The 15,739-nt window shown below is 68.8% G+C and carries 15 protein-coding genes; 9 read left to right on the top strand and 6 right to left on the bottom strand.

The genetic code is table 11. The annotated features are described in order from the left end of the window. Positions 1 to 4: 4 nt before the first annotated feature. The 6 genes from IW245_RS12600 to IW245_RS12580 all read left to right on the top strand — a co-directional run bounded on the left by IW245_RS12600 (position 5) and on the right by IW245_RS12580 (position 4,747). Positions 5 to 838 carry an alpha/beta fold hydrolase gene (locus tag IW245_RS12600; protein ID WP_197003365.1) on the top strand — a complete coding sequence of 278 codons (834 nt, stop codon included), beginning with the start codon at positions 5 to 7 and terminating at the stop codon, positions 836 to 838. After that, positions 835 to 1,986: a glycosyltransferase gene (locus tag IW245_RS12595; RefSeq protein WP_197003364.1), complete on the top strand. Its 1,152-nt coding sequence runs from the start codon at positions 835 to 837 to the stop codon at positions 1,984 to 1,986. Before IW245_RS12600 ends, IW245_RS12595 begins: the two co-directional genes overlap by 4 nt. Before the next feature lie 145 nt (positions 1,987 to 2,131). Further along, on the top strand, positions 2,132 to 2,455 hold the full coding sequence (locus tag IW245_RS12590; RefSeq protein WP_197003363.1) for a hypothetical protein: 324 nt from the start codon (positions 2,132 to 2,134) through the stop codon (positions 2,453 to 2,455). A 43-nt stretch (positions 2,456 to 2,498) separates the two neighbouring features. After that, complete coding sequence (locus IW245_RS41580) at positions 2,499 to 2,624, top strand: hypothetical protein (RefSeq protein ID WP_269215938.1); 126 nt, start codon at positions 2,499 to 2,501, stop codon at positions 2,622 to 2,624. 53 nt (positions 2,625 to 2,677) lie between these two features. After that, positions 2,678 to 3,172 carry a GNAT family N-acetyltransferase gene (locus IW245_RS12585; protein ID WP_197003362.1) on the top strand — a complete coding sequence of 165 codons (495 nt, stop codon included), beginning with the start codon at positions 2,678 to 2,680 and terminating at the stop codon, positions 3,170 to 3,172. 222 nt (positions 3,173 to 3,394) lie between these two features. After that, positions 3,395 to 4,747, top strand: a complete 1,353-nt coding sequence (locus IW245_RS12580) for a UDP-N-acetylmuramoyl-tripeptide--D-alanyl-D-alanine ligase (protein ID WP_233473212.1) — start codon at positions 3,395 to 3,397, stop codon at positions 4,745 to 4,747. A 46-nt stretch (positions 4,748 to 4,793) separates the two neighbouring features. On the opposite strand, the gene IW245_RS12575 is transcribed toward IW245_RS12580, so the two are convergent. Beyond that, positions 4,794 to 5,402 (bottom strand): TetR/AcrR family transcriptional regulator, encoded by a 609-nt coding sequence (locus IW245_RS12575; RefSeq protein ID WP_197003360.1) that lies wholly within the window; start codon positions 5,400 to 5,402, stop codon positions 4,794 to 4,796. An 81-nt stretch (positions 5,403 to 5,483) separates the two neighbouring features. Between IW245_RS12575 and IW245_RS12570 the strand changes: the two genes are divergently transcribed. Next, the gene (locus tag IW245_RS12570; protein WP_197003359.1) at positions 5,484 to 6,329 is read left to right on the top strand and encodes an NAD(P)H-binding protein; all 846 of its coding nucleotides are present in this window, start codon (positions 5,484 to 5,486) and stop codon (positions 6,327 to 6,329) included. 166 nt (positions 6,330 to 6,495) lie between these two features. Here IW245_RS12570 and IW245_RS12565 read toward each other — a convergent pair whose 3' ends face one another. The 5 genes from IW245_RS12565 to IW245_RS12545 all read right to left on the bottom strand — a co-directional run bounded on the left by IW245_RS12565 (position 6,496) and on the right by IW245_RS12545 (position 11,769). Then, on the bottom strand, positions 6,496 to 7,470 hold the full coding sequence (locus IW245_RS12565) for an acetylxylan esterase (RefSeq protein WP_197003358.1): 975 nt from the start codon (positions 7,468 to 7,470) through the stop codon (positions 6,496 to 6,498). Between the two features lie 25 nt (positions 7,471 to 7,495). After that, the gene (locus IW245_RS12560; RefSeq protein WP_197003357.1) at positions 7,496 to 8,590 is read right to left on the bottom strand and encodes an enolase C-terminal domain-like protein; all 1,095 of its coding nucleotides are present in this window, start codon (positions 8,588 to 8,590) and stop codon (positions 7,496 to 7,498) included. A 26-nt stretch (positions 8,591 to 8,616) separates the two neighbouring features. Then, positions 8,617 to 9,510, bottom strand: coding sequence for a carbohydrate ABC transporter permease (locus tag IW245_RS12555; protein ID WP_197003356.1), 894 nt, complete (start codon positions 9,508 to 9,510; stop codon positions 8,617 to 8,619). Next, on the bottom strand, positions 9,507 to 10,385 hold the full coding sequence (locus tag IW245_RS12550) for a carbohydrate ABC transporter permease (RefSeq protein ID WP_197003355.1): 879 nt from the start codon (positions 10,383 to 10,385) through the stop codon (positions 9,507 to 9,509). Before IW245_RS12550 ends, IW245_RS12555 begins: the two co-directional genes overlap by 4 nt. A gap of 64 nt (positions 10,386 to 10,449) precedes the next feature. After that, complete coding sequence (locus IW245_RS12545; protein ID WP_197003354.1) at positions 10,450 to 11,769, bottom strand: ABC transporter substrate-binding protein; 1,320 nt, start codon at positions 11,767 to 11,769, stop codon at positions 10,450 to 10,452. A gap of 219 nt (positions 11,770 to 11,988) precedes the next feature. Between IW245_RS12545 and IW245_RS12540 the strand changes: the two genes are divergently transcribed. Both IW245_RS12540 and IW245_RS12535 read left to right on the top strand, forming a co-directional pair. Then, a complete protein-coding gene (locus tag IW245_RS12540; RefSeq protein WP_197003353.1) occupies positions 11,989 to 12,642 on the top strand; it encodes a GntR family transcriptional regulator in 654 nt (217 codons plus the stop codon). Positions 12,643 to 12,797: 155 nt separating this feature from the next. Further along, a complete protein-coding gene (locus tag IW245_RS12535) occupies positions 12,798 to 15,641 on the top strand; it encodes a galactose-binding domain-containing protein (protein ID WP_197003352.1) in 2,844 nt (947 codons plus the stop codon). Positions 15,642 to 15,739: the final 98 nt, after the last annotated feature.

Raw genomic sequence — 15,739 nt, 5'->3', positions numbered from 1 at the left:
CGCGATGGCCCACGTCACCGCCAACGGCGTCCGGCTGCACGTGCAGCGCGTGCCCGCCGCCGGCGCCACCGGCGGCCTGCCCGTGGTGTGCCTGCACGGGCTCGTCGATTCCCTCGCCAGCTACTACTTCACCCTCGCCGGCCCCATCGCCGACCTCGGGCTCGACGTGGTCACCTACGACCTGCGCGGCCACGGCCGCAGCGAATGCCCGCCACACGGGTACACCGTCGACGACGCGGTCGCCGACCTCGCCGGCCTCCTCGACGCGCTCGGCATCGGCGGGCCGGTGCACCTGCTGGGCTGCTCGTTCGGCGGCACCGTAGCGTTCGCCTTCGCCCACCGGCACCCCGAGCGGGTCGCCACCCTCATCGTCATCGAATCCGAACCCCCGACCACGGCGTGGGCGCAGCGGACCGCCGCCGGCATGCGCGAGGTGGAGGACCTGATGCTCGACGACGCATTCCTCAACGGGCAGCCGGACCTGGCCCGCGTCCTGACCGCCGATAAGACCTTCGCCGCCCGACAACCCGACGTGATCGCCAAGATGGCCGCCACCGTTCACAAACTCGACGCCGACACCCACCTGATGCGCGAGATCACAGCTCCGGAAGGGTTGCTCGACGCCGAGCAGGTGCGCGCCATCCGCCATCCGGTGCTCCTGATCGTCGGCGGCGAATCAGACCTCAGCACCCGCACCAGCGACTTCACGCCGCTGCTGGCCGACTGCACCCGAATCGTCGTTCCGGGCCACGGCCACCTGCTGCTCACCTCGGCACCCCGCGAGGTGGCCGACCTGGTCGTGCCCTGGCTCCACGAGCGCCGGACCGCCAGCCCATGAGCCGGTACCTGCTCGTGGTGCCCCCACTCACCGGCCACCTGGCCCCACTGCTCGCCGTGGCGGCCACACTGTCCGACCGGGGCCACCAGATCGGGTGGGCGGGCGCGGAGACCTGGCTGCGGTCATTCGTCGAACCCGACCAGCTGGTATACGACTGCGCCGTGGACACGTTCGCCCGTACCGACTCCCGCCCGCCGACCCTGCAAGGCGCCGCGGCCCTGAAGTTCCTCGTCCAGGACTACCTGGTGCCCCTGGCCGAGGCGATGCTGCCCGGAACCCTGGCCGCCATCGGGCAGTTCCGCCCCGACGTGGTCATCGCCGACCAGCAGGCGTTCGCCGGAGTACTCGCCGCCGACCGGCTCGCCATCACCTGCGCCACGTCAGCCTCGACCTCGGCGGAACTCGCCACCCCCTTCACACCCGCCATCCACCAATGGGTACGCGACCAACTCCGCGCCTTGTCCGCCCGGTCCGGGAGCCGGGTACACGATCCGCGCTTCTCCGACCGCCTCACACTGGCCTTCACCACCCGCGCACTGTTCGGCCATGCAACCGTCGACGAGACTTCCGTCCGGTTCGTCGGCCCCGCCATCGGCGGATGCCCCCCGGCCGCGTGGCGGCCACCATGGCCAGACGACGACCCCAGACCCACGGTCCTGGTCACCCTCGGCACCGTCAACACCCACGCCGGCACCCGCTTCCTGACCGCCTGCGCGACAGCGCTCGCCCGCCGCGACGACCTCCGCGCGATCATCGTCGACCCAGCAGGTGACCTCGGCCCCCAACCGGACACCATCGCCGTCGCCCGACACCTCCCACAGCTGGCCGCACTCGCCCACGTCGACACGGTCATCTGCCACGCCGGACACAACACCGTCTGCGAAACCCTGTGGCACGGACTGCCGTTAGTCGTTGCACCGATCCGCGACGACCAGCCGATCATCGCCGAACAGGTGACCACCGCCGGCGCCGGGATACGGCTACGATTCGGCCGAGCCAGCAGCGACGACATCACGCGCGCCGTGGACCAGGTGCTCACCGAACCGGCGTACCGCACGGCCGCGCACCGCATCAAAGACTCCTTCCACGGCGCGGGCGGCGCGCTCGCCGCGGCCGGACACCTCGAGGACCTCGCCGGGCGGGAGTAGGCGGATCCGCTCGACCGGCTCCGAAGGACCGGCAGCGATGCCGAGTTCCCCCTCCGCATCGCCCAGTCGACACCCTGCGGCGGCTCCGACTCCTGGGGCGGGGATATGTTTCACCTGTAGCGTCGTGTGACCGAACGTGGGAGATATGGCGGAGAACATGACGTCGCAGATGGCGGAGCCGCAGCGCAGGACCGCGTCGTTCGTTGGCTTCTGGGCAGGTTTCGGATCGCAACTGCTGGTGGTGCTGTTCGCAGCCTGGGCGGGCAGCGGCTCCGGTACCTCACAGGAGGATGGCCTTTCCCGTGTGCTCGTGATGGGCTATCTCGATTTCTTCCTGGTGGCGGTGATGACGCTGACCGGCCTTGTGCTCTGCCTGCCCCGGGGCACCCGGCTCGCCGGGGCGGGGCTGTTGACCGGCACGATGACCGGGGCCATGCTCGTGGCGATCGTGGCGGTGGGGATCTCCTAACGCGGGCCTGGCTGACGAGTTCGTGCGTGGTCAGGCGCCAGGCATGCTGGTGTGGTGGGGCAAAGCTGGCCCGTTCAGCGCCGTCGGGGCGTACGCCGACGGTGGCCCCGTTGCCGCCGGGCACGGCGTCAGCCCACAGCAGATCGCCCTCGCGGCGCCGCCGAGATGAATCTCCTTTACCCAGCTGCTGACCGCTCGGCTCGGCGTCGTAGCCTTCCTCGGGTGACGAGGATCGTGACGTATGTCGAGATGACCGACCGGAGCCAACTCGTTCCCGGCGCTGCGGTGCCGGGAATGGCACTCGTCACCGCAGATCGGGACCTGGCGTTGATCGCGGAGTTGATGGCCCGGATCGGCGCGCCGTACCAATGGCGCAGCGCGCGTCGCAGCCCGCAGGAGTGGGAGGAGTGGTTCGCCGAGCATCCGGACCGGACCTGTTGCCTGCTGACCGTGGCGGATGAGCCGGTGGGCGTGGTCTGCTACGACCTGCGTGCGGGCGGTGACGTCGAGATCAGGACGTTCGGGCTGCTGCCGGAGTTCACCGGCAGGGGCCTGGGCGGTCATGCGTTGACCCTGGCGATCCGGCGGGGCTGGGAACTGGTGCCGGGCGTGCGCCGGGTATGGCTGCACACGTCGTCGGCGGACAACCCGAACGCGTTACCCAACTACCACCGCCGCGGGTTTGACACCTTCAAGACCGAAGAGGACGACGGCTGAACCGTTCGCGGTCTACTGAAGCGGGCAGTCGACGCGGACGTCTGGGCGGCCGGCACCGCCGATCAGCCGCAGACGTGCGGATCGAGGCCCACGTTTGGGCGCCAGGACGGACGACGCCGAGGCGTACAGGGCCGCAAGGCAGATTCCGGGCCCGGATGGTGGGCTACCGTATGGACGGCCATTCAGCACGTTGACCAGGGGAGACCTGTGCTGCCTGTGACTGTGGAAACCATCGCCCGCCTCACCGGCGGATGCCTCGTCGACGTGGACGACGACCAGGTGATGGTGACCGGGCCGGTGGTAATGGACTCGCGGCTGATCACCCCCGGCGGGGTGTTCTGCGCGTTCGACGGCGCGCACGTCGACGGGCACGCGTTCGCCGCCGCCGCGGTGGCGGCCGGCGCGGCGGTCGTGCTCGCCTCCCGACCGGTCGGCGTACCGGCCGTGGTCGTCGACGACGTGCAGACCGCGCTCGGGGCCCTGGCCGCCGGAGTGCTGCGGGAGTTGCCGGCGGTGGTGGTCGCGGTGACAGGGTCGGCGGGCAAGACATCGACGAAGGACCTGCTCGGCCAAGTCCTCGCCGACGTCGCAACGACGATCGCGCCGGTCGGGTCGTTCAACAACGAACTCGGCCTGCCGCTGACGGTGCTGCGCGCCGACGAACACACCCGATTCCTGGTCCTGGAGATGGGCGCGCGCGGCAAGGGCCACATCACCTACCTGACGACGATCGCCCCGCCCAAGGTGGCGGTGGTGACGAACGTGGGGCACGCGCACGCCGGCGAGTTCGGCGGCCCGGAGAAGATCGCCGAGGCCAAAGCCGAACTCGTCGAAGCCCTCGGGCCGGATGGGATCGCGGTCCTCAACGCCGACGACCCCCTCGTAGCCGCCATGGCGTCGCGGACCCGGGGCCAGGTCATCACCTACGGGACCGCCCCCGACGCGGTGGTACGGGCCGAGGACGTCGCGCTCGACGAGCTCGCGCGGCCGTCGTTCACGCTCGTGGCCCCAGGCGGCCAGGCCCCGGTGCGCCTGCGACTGCACGGCGCGCACCACGTGTCCAACGCGCTCGCCGCCGCTGGCGCGGCGCACGCGCTCGGGGTCGGGGTGCGGCAGATCGCCACGTCCCTGTCGGCCGCGCGGCAGTTGTCGGGCGGGCGAATGGAGGTCACGACCCGACCGGATGGGGTGACGGTCGTCAACGACGCCTACAACGCCAACCCGGAGTCGGTGCGCGCCGCCCTGCGAGCGGTGGAAGTGCTGGCCGGCGGCCGGCGGCAGGTCGTGGTCCTGGGTGCGATGCGCGAGCTCGGCGAGGACTCCCCGGCCGCGCACCGCGACATCGGTGAGCTCGCCGCCCGCCAGGCCACTGTGGTGGTCACGGTCGGGGACGGGCCCGAGGCCGCTGCGCTGGCCGAAGGGACCGGGCCCGGGGTGCTGGCGGCCGTCGACGTGCCGGCGGCCTTGGAGCTGCTGGGTGGGGTGCTGCGGGCCGGGGACGTGGTGCTGGTGAAGGCGTCCAACGGGGTGGGGCTCTGCGAGTTGGCCCGCCAGCTCGCAGAGCCCCACCGTTGATCTAGGCGATACGGGCAAGGTCGACCAGCTCGCGGGCCGCGCAGCCTCATGGATGCTGGACGTCGGGCGTTTTCAGGGTGTCGAGCCAGTGGAGGAGCCGGGCGCCCTGGCCGGTCATGATGTCCGGGTCGCGGAGGGCGTTGGCGAGCAGGGACATGCCCTGGTAGCCGGCGACGAGGGTGACGGCGAGGCCGTCGGGGTCGGGCAGATTGAGGGCGCGGAACTGGTGTTCAGCCCAGTCGAGCAGTTGTCGGATCACGGCGCCCGCCTCGGCGTCGAGGGTGCCGTCAGCTCGCTTGTCGAGTTCGACGGCCAAGGTGCCGGTGGGGCAGCCGTAGCGCGCGGCGACGTCGCGTTGACCGACCCACGCCTCGATCAGGGCTTTGAGCCGGTCGAGCGGGTCGGGCAACTCGTCGAGGTGGATGGTGAGCTGCTTCAGGTTCGCGGTGTGCTCGGACAGTGCGGCCTGGACCAGTTCGTCTTTGGTTTTGAAATAGTAGTAGACGTTGCCGACGGGGACGTCCGCGACCCGTGCGATGTCGGCGAGGGTGGTTCGTTCGACGCCCTGCTCGTGGAGGACCTGGGCCGCGGCTGCCGTGAGCCTGCGGCGCTTGTCCGCGGCCCGCGCTGCCGGCCGCCGCACTGAGTTAGTCACCCAACCAACTATAGACAAGCCGGGGGAGGGTCGTGCTAGCGTCTCAGTGAGTCAGCGAACTAACTAACCTAGGGGATGGCGATGATCGTAGTGACAGGTGCTACCGGCAACATCGGGCGGACGCTGGTGCCGCTGCTGACAACGGCGGGGGAGGAGGTCGTAGCCGTCTCGCGCCAGCCACAGCTCGCGGGCCTTTCGGCCGGCGCGCGACACGTCCGCGCCGATGTCGGAGCTGCCGCGAGCATGCGGCCGGTTCTCCAGGGAGCCGACGCCTTCTTCATCCTGCTGGGCGGCGAACTCAACGGCCACGGCGAGAGCCCCGCGGCTTTGATGGACACGGCGGTGGCGGCCGGGGTCAAACGGGTCGTCCTGGTCTCCTCCCAGGTCAGCGCCACCCGACCGGCCGCCGCCTCGCACGACCGACTGCGAGAGTTCGAGTTGGCCGTCCGCGCCGCCGGACCGGACTTCACCATCCTGCGCCCAGGCGGGTTCGCCTCCAACGCCTTCGCCTGGGCCGAGTCGGTCCGCGCCCAGCGCACAATCTTCGCGCCGTTCGGCGACGTCGCGCTGCCCGTGATCGACCCGGCGGACATCGCCGCGGTCGCCGCCGCCGCACTGCGCGAGTACGGCCACGCGGGCCGCACCTACGAGCTGACCGGACCGGCGGCGATCAGCCCGCGCCAGCAGGCCGCGGCGATCTCCACGGCCCTGGGCGAGGAGGTGACCTTCGTGGAGCTGTCACGCGAACAGGCCCACGCACACATGGCCCAGTTCATGCCCGAGGAGGTCATCGCGGGCACCCTGGACATCCTCGGGGTCCCGCTCCCAACCGAGCAGGCGATCAGCGCAGACGTGCAGACCGTCCTGCGCCGCCCGGCCAGGCCCTTCCGCGACTGGGTCGACCGCAACCTGCCCGCCTTCCAGTAGTAGTTGTCGCGGACCATGGCCACGCACGAGCCGGACGGCGCGATCACGGCGTCGTAGGGCTCGTGCGTGGCCATGGTCCGGCGATCGGCGGGTCGAACGACCGCACCGATCCTTGCAGGAGGGTGCGGCATGGCTGGGTGATCTGGAGGCCCCGAGCATCTGGCCGTTAGTTGATCGTGCCGTCCAGCCGCACGCCGATCAGTTGGAAGATGTCGTCGGCTGCACCCGGCAGGTCCTCGTGACCGAAGTCCGGATACACCCGCACGGACTTCGTCGAGATGATCTTGTTGTAGGTGGCGTACTGGGTCGACGGCGGACAGATCTGATCCTCGAGACCCACGAACAGCGTCACCTCGGCCCGGATGCGCGCGGCCAGGTGCTGTACGTCGATGTAGCCGAGGGTGGTGAACGCCTCGTCCTGGCGGAGGTGTCGCGGGTCGCGCTTCTTGAACCAGGTGACGATCTGGTCGTAGGGTGCCGTGCCCAGGTTGAGTTCCCACGCCCGCTGGTAATCGGTCAGGAACGGCAGGGCGCTGGCCGTGTACCTGATCGTCGGGGTCAGCGCGGCCGCCACCAGCGCGAGTCCGCCGCCCTGGCTCCAGCCCGTGGTCGCGATCCGGTCGGAGTTCACCTCGGGCAGGGCGCCGATGATGTCCGTGAGCCGGCGGATGTCCAGGAACACGTGCCGGTACAGCAGCCCGTCGGGCCCGTCGTCCAGGCCGTGCACGAGGTGGTGGTGCGGGGAGAAGCTGTTGGGCGCCTGCGACCCGGTCCGAAAGCCGACCTGTTCGCGCACGTCCAGCGCGGCCACGGTGAACCCGCGCGCGGCGTGCGGCAGCAGGTCGACCCACTTGGGCTGCTCGCCGCCGTACCCGTGGAACATCAGCACGGCGGGTCCGGTCGGCTCGGCCGGGCGGAGGACTTTCGCGTGCACGCGGTAGCCGCCGGTACCGGTGAAATACAGGTGCTGGGCGGTCGCCGTGGTCAGCGGGAAGTCCGTCGCGTCGACGAACTCGGTCCCGGGATCGGTCGCGTCGAGCTCGGCCAGCGCCCGGTCCCAGAACTGGTCGAAATCGGCCGGCCTCGGGTTGGTGCCCTGGTAGACGGCCAGTTCCTGCGCGGACATCTCGAACGACAACACGGCAACTCCAGCAAGGTTCGGGTGTTCAGCGGTCGCGGGGAACGTCGGCGGCAATGCTGGTCGGGGGTTCCTCGGCGTTCCAGACCTGCTCGTAGCCCATGCCCGGGCCGGTCGGCGCGCGCACGAGCCCCGCGGCGTCGACCTCGGGCGCGCGTCGGACCGGGTTGGAGTCGACGAGGCTCTCGTAGTAGGTGGTGTTGGGGATGGCCATGCACAGATGCGTGTTGGGCAGCCCGCCGCCGTGCACCTCGGCGCGCAGCAGGTAGGAGTCGGCGAGGTGGGCGATGCGCAGCGCGCCGGTGAGCCCGCCCTTGTAGGCGTTGCCGGTCCGTACGGCCGAGGCGCAGCCGGAGGCGATGTAGTCGGCGGTGTTCATGTGCGCCCCGTCGCTGGTCTCGGCTACGAGAAGGGGCACGTCGACGCGTTCGGCGAGGCGGCGGTAGGCGGTCACGCTGAACTCGCGCATGGGTTCCTCGTACCAGGCGTAGTCAGCCTCGCTGAGGACCCGGCCGAGGTAGACGGCGTCGATCAGGTCGAAGCCGGCGGAGCCGTCATACATCAGGGGTACGTCGTCGCCGACGTGTTCGCGCAACGCCGCGCACAGCTTCGCGTCCTTGCGGACGTCGCCCCAGGCGTGCAGTTTGATGGCGGGGTAGCCGAGTTCGAGGCACTGGTCGGCGACGTCGAGGTACTCCTCGACGCTGCCGAAGGTGACGGTGGAGGCGTAGGCGGGGATCGCGTCACGGAACGACCCGATCACCTCGTGGACCGGCAGGCCGGCGGTCTTGCCTGCGAGGTCCCACAACGCGTCGTCGATGACGCCCTGGATGTAGACGGGGAACTCCTCGATGCGGTCGAGTTCCCACATCCGGTGCCACAGCCACTCGCGGCGCAGCGGGTCGGCGCCGACGAGCTCGTCGCGGATGCGGCGGTCGACCATGTCGACGAGCAGCGGCCCGCGTCGGCAGTAGGCGTAGCCGCGCGGTCCCTCATCGGTGGTCAGGACGAGCCAGCCGCCGGTGCGGGGGCCGTCGGAGCCCGGCAGGCCATCGCGCCACCGGAAGGGCGGGGTCACCGCCGGCTCGTCGACGAGTCGCACGTCGACACTGACGATCTTCACGGGGTGTCTCCCAGGGGTGTTGGGGGCTAGTTCTTGACGGAGCCGGCGAGGATTCCGCGGACCAGGAACCGTTGGCAGAAAACGAAGATGACGGCGATCGGCACGACCACCAGCAGACCGGCGAGTGCCACCTCGGGCCGGGTGATGGGCAGGAAGCTGCCGCCGTTGGCCGGGTTGAGGGCCGGGGTTCCGGAGACGACCGCGCCGAGCCCGACCGGCAGGTTGTACTTCGATTCCTCGCTGAGCATCACGTACGGCAGGAAGTAGTTGTTCCAGTTCGCGACGAAGCTGAAGAACGACAGCAGGCCGATCAGGGGTTTGGCTAGCGGCCGGGCCAGGTGCCAGAACAGCCCCGCTTCCGAGCAGCCGTCAAGGCGGCCCGCTTCGAGGAGTTCCTTGGGCAGGCTGGTGGAGAAGTAGATGAAGGCGAGGTACACCCCGAACGGGTAGAACGAGGCGGGCAGGATGACCGACAGGGCGGTGTTGGTCAGGTGCACGGTGTTGAGTTCGAGGAACAGCGGCAGCACCAGGGCGGTGGGCGGGACCATCATCGCGATCAGGGTGAGGACGAGCAGCGCCTTGCGGCCGGGTATCCGGCTGACCGCGAGGGCGTACCCGGCCAGGAGCGAGGTGGCGACGCTGATGAGCAGGGAGCCGACCGAGTACAGGATCGAGTTCGCGATCCACTGGTAGAGGACCGAGTCGTTGTAGTCGACGAGGTGCTGCCAGGCGCGGCCGAACTGCGCCAGCGACCCGAAGCTGAGCGGGTGGCCGTTGACGAGTTGGGCGTCGGTCTTCGTCGGGGCGAGCAGGAGCCAGACGAGCGGGATCAGGCAGAACGCGCCGAACCCGAGCAGGACCGTGCCGCGCACGGCGCGCAGGACCGTCCACCGGTCGCGTTGGCGGGTGTTCACGCTCATCGGTCGACCTCCGTCTGGAAGAAGTCGGTGCGCAGGATCAGGACCAGTGCGGCGCCGGTGGACAAGACGAGCAGCAGCAGGGAGATGACGGCGGCGGAGCCGAAGTCGCCGTTCTGGAACGCCAGGGCGTAGCCGAACTGGTTCAACGACCACCAGGGGCTGCCGGCGGTGTGGGTGATGCCGTAGATCAGCTGTGGTTCGACGAACAGCTGCAGCCCGTTGGCCAGGCAGAGGATGACCATGTACAGCACGTACTTGGAGATCTGCGGCAGCTTGATCTGCAGGGCGGTGCGGATCGCCCCGGCGCCGTCGAGTGCGGCGGCTTCGAGGACGTCCGCGGAGATGTTCTGCAGGGCGCCGTACATGATGACGATCCACTGGCCGACACCCGTGGTGAAGGCGATCAGGGCGAAGATGACCGTCAGGTGGGTGTTCTGGAAGATCTCGTTTCCCGACTCCAGCCCCATCGCTTTCAACGCCGGTGCGAACGGGCTCAGGCTGGGTTCGAGCATGCAGTACCACAGCAGGATGCTCGCCGACCCGGTCACCGCGCCGGGCAGGAAGAACAGCAGCCGCATCGCGCCGCTGAATCTCGACGCCCGCTCGTGCAGCAGCAGGGCGAACACGAGCACGCCGACCACCATGACGGGTAGCCAGATGCCGAGGTAGATCGCGACGTGCGACACCGCCGGCCAGAACCGGAAGTCGCCGAGGACGAACTGGTAGTTGGACAGCCCGACGTCGCCGGTGCCGGTGCGGTCGTCGACGAACGACTGGTAGATCGAGTACGCGGCGGGTCCCAGCCCGAAGACGAACAGCAACACCACGTACGGCAGTACGAACAGGGTGCCCGTCCGGTCGAATCGTCGGCGCATGCCCGGTACCTATCCTTCCTGGCTGGGTGGGCGGGCTATCGCCCGCCCACCGGTGACCGGCGCGTCAGTTGACCGCGTATCCGACGGACTGGGCGAGCTGCTGGAGCTGGCTTTGCAGGTCGGGGAGACCGTCGGCGAGCTTGCCCCCGCCGCGTACCTTGGCCACCACGGTGCCGGTGATCGCGTCCTCGACCCCGTAGGAAGTGTTCGCCTCCGCCGGGTTGATGAGGGCGGCCTGGGCCTTGAGCGCCGGGAGCGGGTTGGTGGCGTAGAACGGGTCGGTGCCGTGCTTGGCACCCCACGCGTCGGCGGCGGGCCCGTAGGCCGGGTAGGTCGGCGCGGAGGCCTGCAGATCGGTGTCGGTGGCCATCCACTGCGCGATCGCGGCGGCGCCCTTCTTGTTGGCGGAGTGCTTGGACACCAGGTAGATGCCACCGCCGGTCGCACCGGACCACGCCTTGTCCTCGCCGTCCCACTTCGGGTACGCGGCCGCGGCGAGGCGACCGTTGGGCAGGGCGTAGGACGCCTCGGGTTTGAACACGAAGTCGCCGTACCAGGACGCGCCCGGCATCATCAGGATCTTCTTGTCCTTACCGAGCTTGGTCACCTCAGGATCGAACGGACCGCCGCGCGACACGACCCCGGCGCTGATCAGCGGATCGAGCAGGTCGGTCACCCGGGTGCACTTGACGTCCTTGGTGTCGATCTTGACCGTCTGCGGCGCGGTCACCGTCTGCAGCGGGCAGCCGCTGGACCAGAAGTAGTCGTAGTAGACGAACTTGAACCCGGCGGTGCCGATGATGTAGCCGGGGTGATCCTTGGCCACCTGCTGACCGAGCTTCGCGTACTCGGTCCAGGTGCTCGGCACCTTGTAGCCGAACTGGTCCATCAGCGTCTTGTCGTACCACAGCACCGACTGGGCCAGGTCGTTTTTCAGGCAGTACAGCTTGCCGTCGACGTGACAGCCGGCGTTCGCCGAGCCGAAATTTGCCTGCACATCCTGCGGGATCAGGTCATTGAGCGGCTGGGCGTAGTCGAACAGCTTGCTGGACAGCGCCGCGACCTCGTTCGGGGTGGCGTCGAAGATGACGTCCGGCCAGCCCTTGCCGGTGCGGTTGAACAGCTGGATCTTGGTCAGCAGCGCGGCCGAGTCATACGTCTCGACCTTCATCTTGACGTCGGGGTGCGACTTCTTGAACTGCTCGAACCCGGCCTGGCGGGTGGCGTCCGTCCAGACCAGCAGCTCAGCGTTGGGGTCGTCCTTGGTGGGTGCGTCGGCGGCACCGCATCCCCCGATCAGTCCTGCGAGCACGAGGGCGAGTGCCCCGACGGCGGCGGGCCGGGCGATGCGCCATGCGCGGGCGGACGCGGTTCGTGGTTTCACGGGTCTCCTCGGGGAACAGCGGGTAGGAATCTGCCTTCACATTCAAGACTAGAAACTTCCTATAGGATTGCCGTAGCTTTAGTCCGGCGGCAGCGAGAGTCAAGCGATTCCTGGTCCGAAACACGATCTCGCGGCCGAACAGGGAAATCGTGCACCCAGACGAGAGCTCAGCAGATGACAAACCCGAACCAAGCGACTGATTCCGATGCTTCCGGCGGCATGGCACGGCTGCCGGTGGCCCAGCGCAGCGTGCTGGCCGACGAGGTGTACCAGATCCTCAAGGAGGGGCTGTTGTCCCACCGGATCGGGCCGGGATCCCGGCTCAACCTCGATCAGCTCGCCCGCGAACTGCACGTGTCCAACACCCCGGTCCGCCAGGCGCTCGCCCGGCTGGAATTCGACGGCCTGGTCACCAAGCTGCCCTACCGCGGCTTCGTCGCCTCACCGTTGCTCGACTCGCGCGTCATCGCCGAGCTCTACGACTTCCGGCTCATGATCGAACCAACGTCGGCGGCCCGCGCCGCCCGCCGCCACCAGGAAGCCGACATCGCACACCTGGAAGCGCTCTGCGACCCCGACGACATCGCGCGCCTCGCCGACGACATCGACGCCATCGGACAACGCGACACCGATTTCCACTGCAGCATCGCCCTGCACGCCGGCAACTCCGTGGTCTGCGAGTACATCACCACGGCCCTGGCCCGGATGCGCAACTACTCCCTCTACAACCGGCACAAAGCAGGTGAACAGGCATGGGAGGAACACGCCGCCATCGTGGTCGCTATCCGCGCCGGCGACCCGGACGCCGCCGCCACGGCCATGCGCACCCACCTCACCAACAGCCGCGAGCGGATGAGTACGGCCTTCGACTGACCTGGACCTGCGGCGACAATGGCTGTCGGCACACGATCTCGGGGCGGGCGGCCGTCGATCGTGCTAAATACCCGGAACTCGTAGGCACCACGTCAGCGCCGCATGCACACTCCTGGAAAACGGGGCCCTGACCCTGCAGAACGAGGAAGTGACGCATGACCTTCAATCGGTTATCCCCTGCCACAGGCCGCCGGAGCGTCGCCGCGGCCGCGACGCTACTGACCGCGCTGGGGGCCGGAGTCGTCTTCGCCACCGCCGCGCACGCGGCCACCCAGGTCCAGCTCTACGCGGCCCCCAACGGCAGCGGAACCACCTGCGCCCAGGCCGCCCCGTGCACGATCACCCAGGCCAAGAACAACGTCGCCGCCCTGACAGCGTCGATGACCGGTGACATCGTCGTGAACCTCAACGACGGCACCTACCCCCTGACCGCGCCGTTGACTCTCGGCCCCGCCGACTCCGGGCAGAACTCGTTCAAGGTCCGCTGGCAGGCCGCGCCCGGCGCGCGCCCCGTCCTCAGCGGCGCGGCGACCGCCACCAGCTGGACCCAGGTCGGTAGCACCGGGATCTGGAAGTCCACGGTCGGCTCGGGCGTTGACTTCCGGCAGGTCTACGTCAACAACGACAGGGCGGTCCGTGCTCGCGGCAACATTCAGCCGGCCGGATTCACCAAGACGTCGACCGGCTACACGACGACCGCCGGCGCGTCGCTGGCGATGTGGATGAACCCCAGCGCGATCGAATTCAGCTACCGCGTCGCGTGGACCTACTCGCGCTGCCCCGTCGGGTCGGTGTCGGGCACCACGATCACGATGGCCCAGCCCTGCTGGACGCACGCGCACTCCTCGCCGTACCTGCAAAACGACGCCCCGCTGTGGATCGAGAACGCCTACGAACTCCTCGACGCGCCCGGCGAGTGGTACCTGGACAAGACCGGCGCGGTCGGCAACGGCACGGGCGTCTTGTACTACAAGCCCAAGCCGGGCGAGTCGATGACCGGCACCAGCGCCGTGACCGTCACCTACCCCAACGTGGAGCGGCTGCTCAGCGTGGCCGGCACCGGGACCGCCAGCCGCGTCCACGACCTGCAGTTCGTCGGCCTGACCTTCGCCGACGCCACCTGGCTGCGCCCCAACACCAGCGAGGGCTTCGCCGAGGAGCAGTCCAACTTCACCCAGGTCGGCCCCAACGGCTCCCACTGGATCTTCGACGGAGCGACCAAGACTCCCGGCGCCGTCGCCATCACCTACGCACGCGACATCCTGATCCAGGGCGGAACGTTCACCCGACTCGGTGGAGCGGGCGTCGACGTGGAGAAGAGCTCGTACAACGTCACCCTGCTGGGCAACACGGTGTTCGACGTGTCGGGCAACGGCATCCAGGTCGGCGACATCACGCCCCAGGACCAACGCCCCACCAACTTCGCCGACCGGATGCATGACGTCATCGTGCGGGACAATTATGTCCACGATGTTGCCGTCGAGTTCCGAGGTGGCGTGGGAATCTTCGGCGGGTTCGTCGACACCCTCAAGCTGCTGCACAACGAGGTCGCCAACGTCTCATACACCGGCATCTCCGTCGGCTGGGGCTGGGGCTACCTCGACAACGGTGGAACTGGCGACGGCACGGTCTCCAGCCCCCCTGACTGGCAGCCGCACATGACGACGGCGACGATCGCGCAGAACAACGTGATCGACGGAAACTATGTCCACGAATACATGGCCGGCGGGCACGACGGCGGCGCCGTCTACACCCTGGGCGCACAACCCAACTCCACCGAGACCAACAACTACTACGCCAGCTCGGGCAACGAGGCCGGCGCACGCGGCATCTACCTCGACAACGGCACCAAGGGCTACACCGTCAGCGGCAACGTCGTCGACCGCGTCGACTCCTGGGTACTGGTGAACGAGGGCGGCGGCGCGAGCAGCCTGGACAACCCGGCCGCACAGGGCAACACCATCACCGGCAACTGGGCCAACACCACCAACAAGTCCTGCTGCTCGGCCATCAACACCTACACCAACAACACCGACACCGTCTCCGGAAGCGCGTGGCCCTCCGGCGCTGCGGCGGTCATCGCCGCGGCCGGCCTGGAGACCAACGCCACCGACAGCTTCGGCGTCACCCACAACTGGGCCACCGAACTCAAAGGCACCCCCACCGTCAACCTCGCACCGACGGCCACCGCCTCGGCCAGCAACATCTACAGCGGCGGCTACTCCGCCGCCAACGCGACCGACGGATCCTCCAAGACCCGCTGGGCCACCTCCGGCGGCACCACCAGCGCGACACTGACCCTGACATTCCCGCAGGCCAAGAACATCAACCGCGTCGTCCTGCGCGAGGCCCAGTACTACGAACCGCGCATCGCGACCTACACCATCGACTACTGGAACGGCACCGCCTGGACGGCCGCCGCCACCGGGCTCTACCCACGCACCTCACAGGCCCTGCAGTTCCCGACAGTCAACACGACCCAGATCCGCCTCAACATCACCTCGAGCGCCTCAGGCCCCACAGTGCAGGAATTCGAGGTCTACGCCCCCACCACCAGCACAAACGTCGCCCAGGGAAGCCTGGCATCGCAATCCTCCACCGACTACTCCGGAGCCGCCAGCCGCGCCGTCGACGGCAACACCGACGGCGCCTTCTACAACGGCAGCGTCACCCACACCGGCATCGACGCCAACGCCTGGTGGCAGGTCGACCTCGCCACCATCAGCCCCGTATCCCAAGTGTCCGTCTGGAACAGGACCGACTGCTGCGCCAACAGACTCAGCGACTACTGGGTGTTCGTATCCGCGTCACCGTTCAACACGGCCCTGACACCCACCCAACAGGCAAGCCAGCCCGGCGTCTGGTCCAACCACCAAACCACACAGGCAGGCTCACCCACCACCATCACCACTCCCGCCAACACCACCGGCCGCTACGTCATGATCCAACTAGCCGGCACCAACAACCTCTCACTCACCGAAGTACAGGTATACAGCTAGACGACACCACCCGGCGCTTCTCAGGACGCGCCCTCAGATCACATCGATCGCCGCAGCGAGTGGCCGAACACCCGACGGTGTTCGGCCACTACGCGGCC

Origin of the sequence: Longispora fulva (assembly GCF_015751905.1) — a bacterium.
Classification (GTDB): domain Bacteria; phylum Actinomycetota; class Actinomycetes; order Mycobacteriales; family Micromonosporaceae; genus Longispora; species Longispora fulva.
Note: the sequence above shows the minus strand (reverse complement) of the source record. Positions and strands in the feature narration are given on the sequence as shown.

Coding starts and splice junctions, on each gene's coding strand:
- IW245_RS12600 (WP_197003365.1), top strand. CDS start 5: ATGGCCCACGTCACCGCCAACGGCGTCCGGCTGCACGTGCAGCGCGTG.
- IW245_RS12595 (WP_197003364.1), top strand. CDS start 835: ATGAGCCGGTACCTGCTCGTGGTGCCCCCACTCACCGGCCACCTGGCC.
- IW245_RS12590 (WP_197003363.1), top strand. CDS start 2,132: ATGGCGGAGAACATGACGTCGCAGATGGCGGAGCCGCAGCGCAGGACC.
- IW245_RS41580 (WP_269215938.1), top strand. CDS start 2,499: ATGCTGGTGTGGTGGGGCAAAGCTGGCCCGTTCAGCGCCGTCGGGGCG.
- IW245_RS12570 (WP_197003359.1), top strand. CDS start 5,484: ATGATCGTAGTGACAGGTGCTACCGGCAACATCGGGCGGACGCTGGTG.
- IW245_RS12555 (WP_197003356.1), bottom strand. CDS start 9,510: ATGAGCGTGAACACCCGCCAACGCGACCGGTGGACGGTCCTGCGCGCC.
- IW245_RS12550 (WP_197003355.1), bottom strand. CDS start 10,385: ATGCGCCGACGATTCGACCGGACGGGCACCCTGTTCGTACTGCCGTAC.
- IW245_RS12540 (WP_197003353.1), top strand. CDS start 11,989: ATGGCACGGCTGCCGGTGGCCCAGCGCAGCGTGCTGGCCGACGAGGTG.
- IW245_RS12535 (WP_197003352.1), top strand. CDS start 12,798: ATGACCTTCAATCGGTTATCCCCTGCCACAGGCCGCCGGAGCGTCGCC.